Below are 6,833 nucleotides of genomic sequence, written 5' to 3'. Positions count from 1 at the left end.
CGCTGTCAGGGTCGTCTTGCCATGGTCGACGTGGCCGATCGTGCCCACATTGACGTGTGGCTTGGTTCGCTCATATTTACTTTTTGCCATTTTCAACTCCGGAAAGTTACAACACCAATCAACTACGGCCAGACACCATGCCGACCAAACCGCACCAGTTCAAATATGGTGCCCATTGCGGGAATCGGACCCGCGACCTCTCCCTTACCAAGGGAGTGCTCTACCACTGAGCCAAATGGGCTAAACTCAAAAATTCTCACCACAACTGTATGGAGCGGGAGACGGGAATCGAACCCGCGTCATTAGCTTGGAAGGCTAGGGTTCTACCATTGAACTACTCCCGCACAACTCCGCCCAAATTAACCTGCAACCAGAAACAACCTTACGGCACTTGCTTTAAGTTGGCTGTTCACCCTAAATTAGCAAACCTGGTGGATGAGGCTGGATTCGAACCAGCGTAGGCGTTAGCCAACAGATTTACAGTCTGCCCCCTTTAGCCACTCGGGCACCCATCCTTTGAGTGAACCTCAGATTATGCCACGGTTCGAGAGTCGAGTGACGGTATTGTTACTTCAAACTGGATGGGCATGGTAGCTCGCCGTTCCATCTGTTTTGAAGAAATTTGCGCGCACGCGTGCTCGGCGCATGGGCCTGTCAAGGGGTACAAGAGAGCGCGAGGACACGCCCTCCTCCCCCTGGACACTTTCGGGTATGGTTACCGCGGCAATAGAGAATAAAGTGAAGGTTCTGCAACCTTCTGGCCATCACCGGGTGAACCTAGCCCGCCGTGCCGTTTTCAATGCGCCAACTCCTCCTCCCTTTCCCGCTTCATCCCCCTGCTCCTGCGCCGTCCGTGCGCCGGGTCAATCTGGCACTTCAAGGCGGCGGTTCCCACGGGGCCTTCACGTGGGGCGTACTGGATGCGTTGCTGGAGGATCAACGCATTCAAATCGACGGCATCAGCGGTGCCAGCGCGGGCGCTGTCAACGCCGTGGCGCTCGCGCAAGGATTTGCTGATAAAGCATCGGACCCCAGGGACGCAGCTCGCGCGTCGCTTCGCCGAATCTGGCACGGCGTGGCGGCCATGGGTAGCCTCGGCACGATGGCTGAAAGCATTAGAAAAATGATGATGGGGGGTTGGTCGCCTGACCAAGTAGGCGCCAACTTTTTGGGAAACGCCATGAGTCAGTGGGCGTCACCCTACCAGTCCAACCCCCTGGACATCAATCCCCTTCGGAAATTGCTGGAAGCGGAGATTGATTTTGTCGCGATCGCTAATCTGAAAGCACCGAAAGTCTTCGTGTCGGCCACGCACGTAACGACAGGTCGGGTCGAAATCTTTTCTGGCGAGCGCCTCACACTGCAAGCGGTGATGGCGTCCTCCTGCCTGCCGACGCTATTTCAGGCGGTGGAAATCGACGGTCAGGCTTACTGGGATGGTGGTTTTTCTAGCAATCCCGCCTTGCTGCCGCTCATCAACCAATGCGACAGCTGTGACATCATCGTGGTGCAGATCAACCCCTTGCAGCGCACAAATGTCCCCCACACCCCGCATGACATCGTGGACCGCGTGAGCGAGTTGACCTTCAATGCCAGCTTGCTCGCCCAGATGCGTGCCATTGATTTCACCAACCGTCTGCTGGCGGACGGACGCCTGCAAGAAGGCGCTCAATACAAAAGCCTGTTTCTACACCGTATTGACGGCGGCGAAGCGCTTGAGGACTTGCCATCCTCCAGCAAAATGTCTGCCGATTCGGTCCTGCTGGAGCAACTGTTTGAAATGGGCCAAAGCGCGGCCAAGCGTTGGCTGGCCAACCACTTTGAGGCCTTAGGCCAAAAAAGTACGGTCGATATTCGCCGCGACTACATCGGTGGCCCTGCACAGGAGGTTTAGTGAGCCGCAAGGTTTCGACAGCGATCCCTACTGCTTTTCACGCCATTCGCGCAACTGCGAGAAATGCCCGCAACCAATAAAGGGCAGCGGCGGCCGGAGCGCCGACAGCGGCGACGGGTGGTTGGCCAGCAGCACTTTGTGGCGACTGGCGTCGATCAGCGCGCGTTTGGTTTGCGCATGGGCACCCCACAACAGGAACGCTACAGGCTGATCGCCCGCCGACACCTGGCGGATCACGGCATCGGTTAAACCCTCCCAGCCTTGTCCGGCGTGGCTGGCCGGGCGACCTTCTTCCACCGTCAAGCAGGTGTTCAGCAACAGCACACCGTCGGTCGCCCAGCGCACAAGGCTGCCGCCGGGCTCGGGAAACTGAGGCGGTGGCGTCCCCAGATCGCGCTGCAATTCTTTAAAAATGTTGCGCAAAGAGGGCGGCAACGGAACGCCGGGCGCGACGGAAAAAGCCAGGCCTTCCGCCTGATAGCGACCGTGATAAGGATCCTGGCCAAGAATGACCACGCGAACCGCTTCAGGCGGGGTAAGTTCAAGGGCACGCAGCGGCCGTGGTGGAAATATGACGGCGTTGTCGGCAAGTCGACCGCCCAAAAATCCCAAGAGTTTCTGGCCAGATGAACTGGCAAAAAAGGCATCGGTCACGGGCCGCCAGCCAGAGGCCACAGGCCAATCTGAAGGGTCGGCACTGGTCAGGCGGTCGGCCGCACCCAGAGGCGACAGCGCGCCAAATAGCGGCAGAGTCACACCCCGAACAGCAACTTCAGGGCGGCACCGGGATCGTCTGCGCGCATAAAGGCCTCGCCGACCAGAAAGGCATTCACCTTGGCGTCCCGCAGTCGCTGGACGTCTTCAGGTGTGGCAATGCCGGATTCGCTCACCAGCAGGCGATTGGCGGGTACCTTTGCAACCAGCCGCAAAGTGGTATCCAGGGACACGTCAAAGCTGTTGAGGTTGCGATTGTTAATCCCGATCAACGGCGTTTTGAGTTTGAGGGCGCGTTCGAGTTCACCCTCGTCGTGCACCTCGACCAGCACCGCCATGTCCAGTGACATCGCCAGCGCTTCCAGCGTCTTTAGCTGCGTATCGTCCAGGCAAGCCGTGATCAACAAAATGCAATCTGCGCCGATGACACGCGATTCATACACCTGGTAGGCATCGACTATGAAATCCTTGCGCAATACCGGCAAACTGCACGAGGCCCGGGCTTGCTTCAAATAATCAATGCTGCCCTGGAAAAACTGCTTGTCCGTCAGGACCGACAGGCAGGCCGCGCCATGCTCGGCATAGGTCTGTGCAATATCTGCGGGGATGAACTCAGCCCGCAGCACCCCTTTGGACGGGCTGGCTTTCTTGATCTCTGCAATCACCGCCGGCTGGCCTACTGCAATTTTGCTGCGCAGGGCACCGACAAAGTCCCGCGTGAGCACGCGCGACTCAGCGTCTTTGCGCATGGCGGCCAAGGGCTTGCGGTTGATCGCTTCGGCAATTTCTTCGTGCTTGACGGCAATAATTTTGTTCAGAATATCGGACATGGTGTTCAGGTTGCAGGTTTGGGCTGCAAATTTAAGCGGCAAGTGCTTGGGTGGTGGAAATGAGTTGCTGCAGGCGCGCTTTGGCCGCACCGGATTCCAGGACAGCTCGCGCAAGGTGGACACCGCTTTGTATCGAGTCGGCCACGTTAGCCGCGTACAGCGCCGCCCCGGCGTTGAGAATAACAATGTCGCGCGCGGCCCCCGGCTGGTTGTCCAGCACACCAATCAGCATCGATTTGGACTGCTCCGGGGTCTCAACGCGAAGACTACGGTTGCTCGCCATGGGCAGGTTGAAGTCCTCGGGGTGAATTTCGTATTCGGTGATCTCTCCGTCTTTTAACTCACCCACCACCGTGGCCGCGCCCAGGCTGACTTCGTCCATGCCGTCTTTGCCGTACACCACCAGGGCGTGCTCGGCTCCCAAGCGCTGCAGCGCGCGAATTTGGATGCCCACAAGGTCGGGATGAAACACCCCCATCAGGATGTTGGGCGCGCTGGCCGGGTTGGTCAGGGGCCCCAGAATATTGAAAATGGTGCGAACTCCCAATTCCTTGCGGATGGGCGCGACGTTTTTCATGGCTGGGTGGTGGTTGGGCGCAAACATGAAGCCCACTCCCACCTCGTCGATGCACCGTGCAATGGCTTCTGGCGACAGATTAATCTGGATACCCAGCGACTCGATCACGTCAGCACTGCCGGACTTGCTGCTGACACTGCGGCCACCGTGCTTGCTGACCTTTGCGCCCGCTGCCGCAGCCACAAACATGGCGCAGGTCGAAATATTGAACGTGTGCGAACCGTCACCACCCGTACCGACGATGTCGACCAGATGTGTTTTGTCAGCGACGTGGACCTTGGTGGAAAACTCGCGCATCACCTGTGCGGCTGCGGTGATCTCGCCAATGGTTTCCTTCTTGACGCGTAGTCCGGTGATCAGCGCCGCCATCATCACGGACGACATCTCGCCGCTCATGATCTGTCGCATGATGTGCAGCATTTCGTCGTGAAAAATCTCGCGATGCTCGATGGTGCGCAGCAGCGCTTCCTGCGGGGTGATTTTGTGACTGTTGGGCATAGACGTTATCTTTCCTCGCTTATTCTTTTGTTTCTCTTGGGACCGGGTGTCACTTGGCAGGATTGTCCGACAAAGCCAATCTCAGGCCAAAGCCAATGAACATCAGGCCCGCCGTGCGTTCCAGCCAATGCATGCCGCGCTGCACGGACGTTACGCGTCGCGCTACCCAGGCGGTGGCCAGCGCCCAACCGATGTTGACCCACAGGCCATTGAAATTAAGCAGCAGGCCCGCCACCACGAAAAAAAACAGATGCTCTATACCCATGAAGACGACCCCTAGACTTTGAAGAATTGGCGAATCGCCGCCACCGCGCGGTCAACACCTTCCGCATCCACATCAAGGTGAGTGACAAAGCGCAGGCGGTACAGGCCGGTGGCCTGAATACCCTCATCGGCCAGGTGTTTAAGCAGCGCCGCAGACCGCTCTTTGGCAGCGCCGGTCAGGTCCACAAACAGGATATTGGTCTGCGGCGCTTCGACCTGCAGGTCCTCAATGCCTGCCAATCCGTCTGCCAGGCGTTTGGCGAGCACATGGTCTTGCGCGAGACGTTCGATGTGGTGATCCAGCGCGTGCGATGCGGCCGCAGCCAGCATGCCTGCCTGGCGCATGCCCCCGCCCGCCATCTTGCGGATGCGGTGGGCGCGTGCGATGAACTCGCGAGATCCGCACAGCGCCGAGCCGACTGGCGCCCCCAGCCCCTTGCTGAAGCAGACCGAGACGCTATCAAAGCATTGGGCGATGCGGCGCGCCTCAAAGGTGATGCCCCCACGCTCCCCACCTTTGAGCCCGGCGGCAGGGCGACCATCACTGCCGGTCAGCGCGGCCTGCGCCACGGCGGCATTGAACAAACGCGCACCATCCAGATGACGACCCAGGCCTTTGCTTTTAGCCAGTTGGGTGGCCTGCTGCACATACTCAAAGGGCAGTAACTTGCCGCCCAAGGTGTTTTCGAGCGTGAGCAACCGACTGCGCGCAAAGTGCGCGTCGTCGGGTTTAATGGCGGCTTCGATATCCGCCAGCGCCAGCGTGCCGTCGGCCTGGTGGTTCAGCGGTTGCGGCTGTACGCTGCCGAACACCGCCGCGCCGCCCCCTTCCCAGCGGTAACAATGCGCCATCTGACCGACGAGGTATTCGTCCCCCCGCTGACAATGACTCAAGATCGCGCAAAGGTTGCTCTGCGTTCCCGTAGGCAAGAACAACGCCGCTTCAAAGCCGAGCATGGCGGCAATTTTTTCCTGCAGTGCGTTAACGCTAGGGTCGCCGCCAAATACATCGTCGCCGAGGGGTGCGGCCTGCATGGCAGCACGCATGGCGGCGGTGGGCAGCGTGACCGTATCACTGCGCAAATCAACTGTTGAAACCATTTTTCCTCCTTGCGCCTTCTGTACGGGAAGAATCAGCTAAAAAAATAAACCACTTCATACCCGCTGCTCCAAAAAGTTTTTCAGCATCGCGTGGCCGTGCTCGGTCAGAATGGACTCGGGGTGAAATTGCACGCCCTGAATCGGCAGTTCCTTGTGGCGCACGCCCATAATCTCGCCGTCATCAGTCCACGCCGTCACCGCCAGCACATCGGGACAAGATGATTTTTCAATCGCCAGCGAGTGATAGCGGTTGACCACGAAATGCTCAGGCAGATCCGCAAATACGCCTTCTCGGGTGGTCGTGATCACGCTGGTCTTGCCATGCATGAGCTGTTGGGCTCGCACAATATTGCCGCCGAACGCCGCCCCGATCGCTTGGTGTCCCAGGCAGACGCCCAAAATCGGCAGCTTGCCCGCAAAGTACTGGATTGCCGCTACCGAAATGCCGGCCTCAAGCGGCGAGCACGGACCGGGCGACAGCACAAGAAGATCTGGTGCGCGCTCAGCGATTTCCGCGACCGTGATCTCGTCGTTGCGGAAGACTTCAACCTCAGCCCCCAGTTCGCCCAAATATTGCACGATGTTGTAGGTAAAACTGTCGTAGTTATCGATCATCAAGAGTTTGTTGCGCTTCATGACTTAGCCTCCCCGCGAAGGTGGTTGAACTCACTCCGCTCAAACTCAATAAAAGCGGCAATCATGGCGCGGTAGGTCGCCTCCATGACGGCCTCAGGGGCACCGGCTTCTCGGGCCTGGGCGCGTACGCGCTCGACGATGAACTCGATGCGCGGATTGTCAACAATCTGGCTCGCGCTTTGCTTGATGCGTGCGGCTTGGGCCACATAGCCGCTACGCTCGGCAAGCAGGGCCACAATGCGAACGTCGAGTGCGTCAATGTGTTCGCGCACTTCAGCCATGGTGCTGCAGGGTTGAATAGTGGTCATAAGGGTCATTT

General features: G+C 58.7%; 8 protein-coding genes, 3 tRNA genes and 1 pseudogene. 1 reads left to right on the top strand and 11 read right to left on the bottom strand.

All coding sequences use genetic code 11. The annotated features are described in order from the left end of the window. The 4 genes from HHJ16_RS16840 to HHJ16_RS16825 all read right to left on the bottom strand — a co-directional run. Window positions 1-90: GTP-binding protein (locus HHJ16_RS16840; RefSeq protein ID WP_296902468.1), on the bottom strand; the 90-nt coding region annotated here is incomplete at its 3' end. Between the two features lie 76 nt (window positions 91-166). Further along, window positions 167-241 (bottom strand) — tRNA-Thr (locus HHJ16_RS16835). 29 nt (window positions 242-270) lie between these two features. Next, window positions 271-344 (bottom strand) — tRNA-Gly (locus HHJ16_RS16830). Window positions 345-429: 85 nt separating this feature from the next. Further along, window positions 430-515: transfer RNA gene (locus HHJ16_RS16825), tRNA-Tyr, on the bottom strand. Window positions 516-799: 284 nt separating this feature from the next. Here HHJ16_RS16825 and HHJ16_RS16820 point away from each other — a divergent pair. Next, on the top strand, window positions 800-1,894 hold the full coding sequence (locus tag HHJ16_RS16820; RefSeq protein WP_296902462.1) for a patatin-like phospholipase family protein: 1,095 nt from the start codon (window positions 800-802) through the stop codon (window positions 1,892-1,894). 27 nt (window positions 1,895-1,921) lie between these two features. Here HHJ16_RS16820 and HHJ16_RS16815 read toward each other — a convergent pair whose 3' ends face one another. From HHJ16_RS16815 to HHJ16_RS16785, 7 genes and pseudogenes are all read right to left on the bottom strand, one after another. Continuing rightward, on the bottom strand, window positions 1,922-2,617 hold the full coding sequence (locus HHJ16_RS16815) for a uracil-DNA glycosylase (RefSeq protein ID WP_296902466.1): 696 nt from the start codon (window positions 2,615-2,617) through the stop codon (window positions 1,922-1,924). A gap of 29 nt (window positions 2,618-2,646) precedes the next feature. Then, window positions 2,647-3,438 (bottom strand): indole-3-glycerol phosphate synthase TrpC, encoded by a 792-nt coding sequence (gene trpC, locus HHJ16_RS16810; RefSeq protein WP_296902461.1) that lies wholly within the window; start codon window positions 3,436-3,438, stop codon window positions 2,647-2,649. 31 nt (window positions 3,439-3,469) lie between these two features. Then, a complete protein-coding gene (trpD, locus tag HHJ16_RS16805) occupies window positions 3,470-4,513 on the bottom strand; it encodes an anthranilate phosphoribosyltransferase (RefSeq protein WP_296902459.1) in 1,044 nt (347 codons plus the stop codon). A 49-nt stretch (window positions 4,514-4,562) separates the two neighbouring features. Continuing rightward, window positions 4,563-4,754, bottom strand: a pseudogene (locus HHJ16_RS16800) (LysE family translocator); the annotation flags it as partial. Between the two features lie 35 nt (window positions 4,755-4,789). Further along, window positions 4,790-5,878 (bottom strand): GntG family PLP-dependent aldolase, encoded by a 1,089-nt coding sequence (locus tag HHJ16_RS16795; protein WP_296902457.1) that lies wholly within the window; start codon window positions 5,876-5,878, stop codon window positions 4,790-4,792. Between the two features lie 54 nt (window positions 5,879-5,932). Then, entirely contained in the window at window positions 5,933-6,514 is a 582-nt protein-coding gene (locus HHJ16_RS16790) for an aminodeoxychorismate/anthranilate synthase component II (RefSeq protein ID WP_296902455.1), read from the bottom strand. Beyond that, complete coding sequence (locus HHJ16_RS16785) at window positions 6,511-6,822, bottom strand: chorismate mutase (RefSeq protein WP_366557509.1); 312 nt, start codon at window positions 6,820-6,822, stop codon at window positions 6,511-6,513. Before HHJ16_RS16785 ends, HHJ16_RS16790 begins: the two co-directional genes overlap by 4 nt. Window positions 6,823-6,833 lie beyond the last annotated feature (11 nt).

It is taken from the genome of Polaromonas sp., assembly GCF_012927485.1.
Classification (GTDB): Bacteria; Pseudomonadota; Gammaproteobacteria; order Burkholderiales; family Burkholderiaceae_C; genus Polaromonas.
The sequence above is the reverse complement of the archived record's forward strand: the minus strand, read 5'-3'. Positions and strand labels throughout refer to the sequence as shown.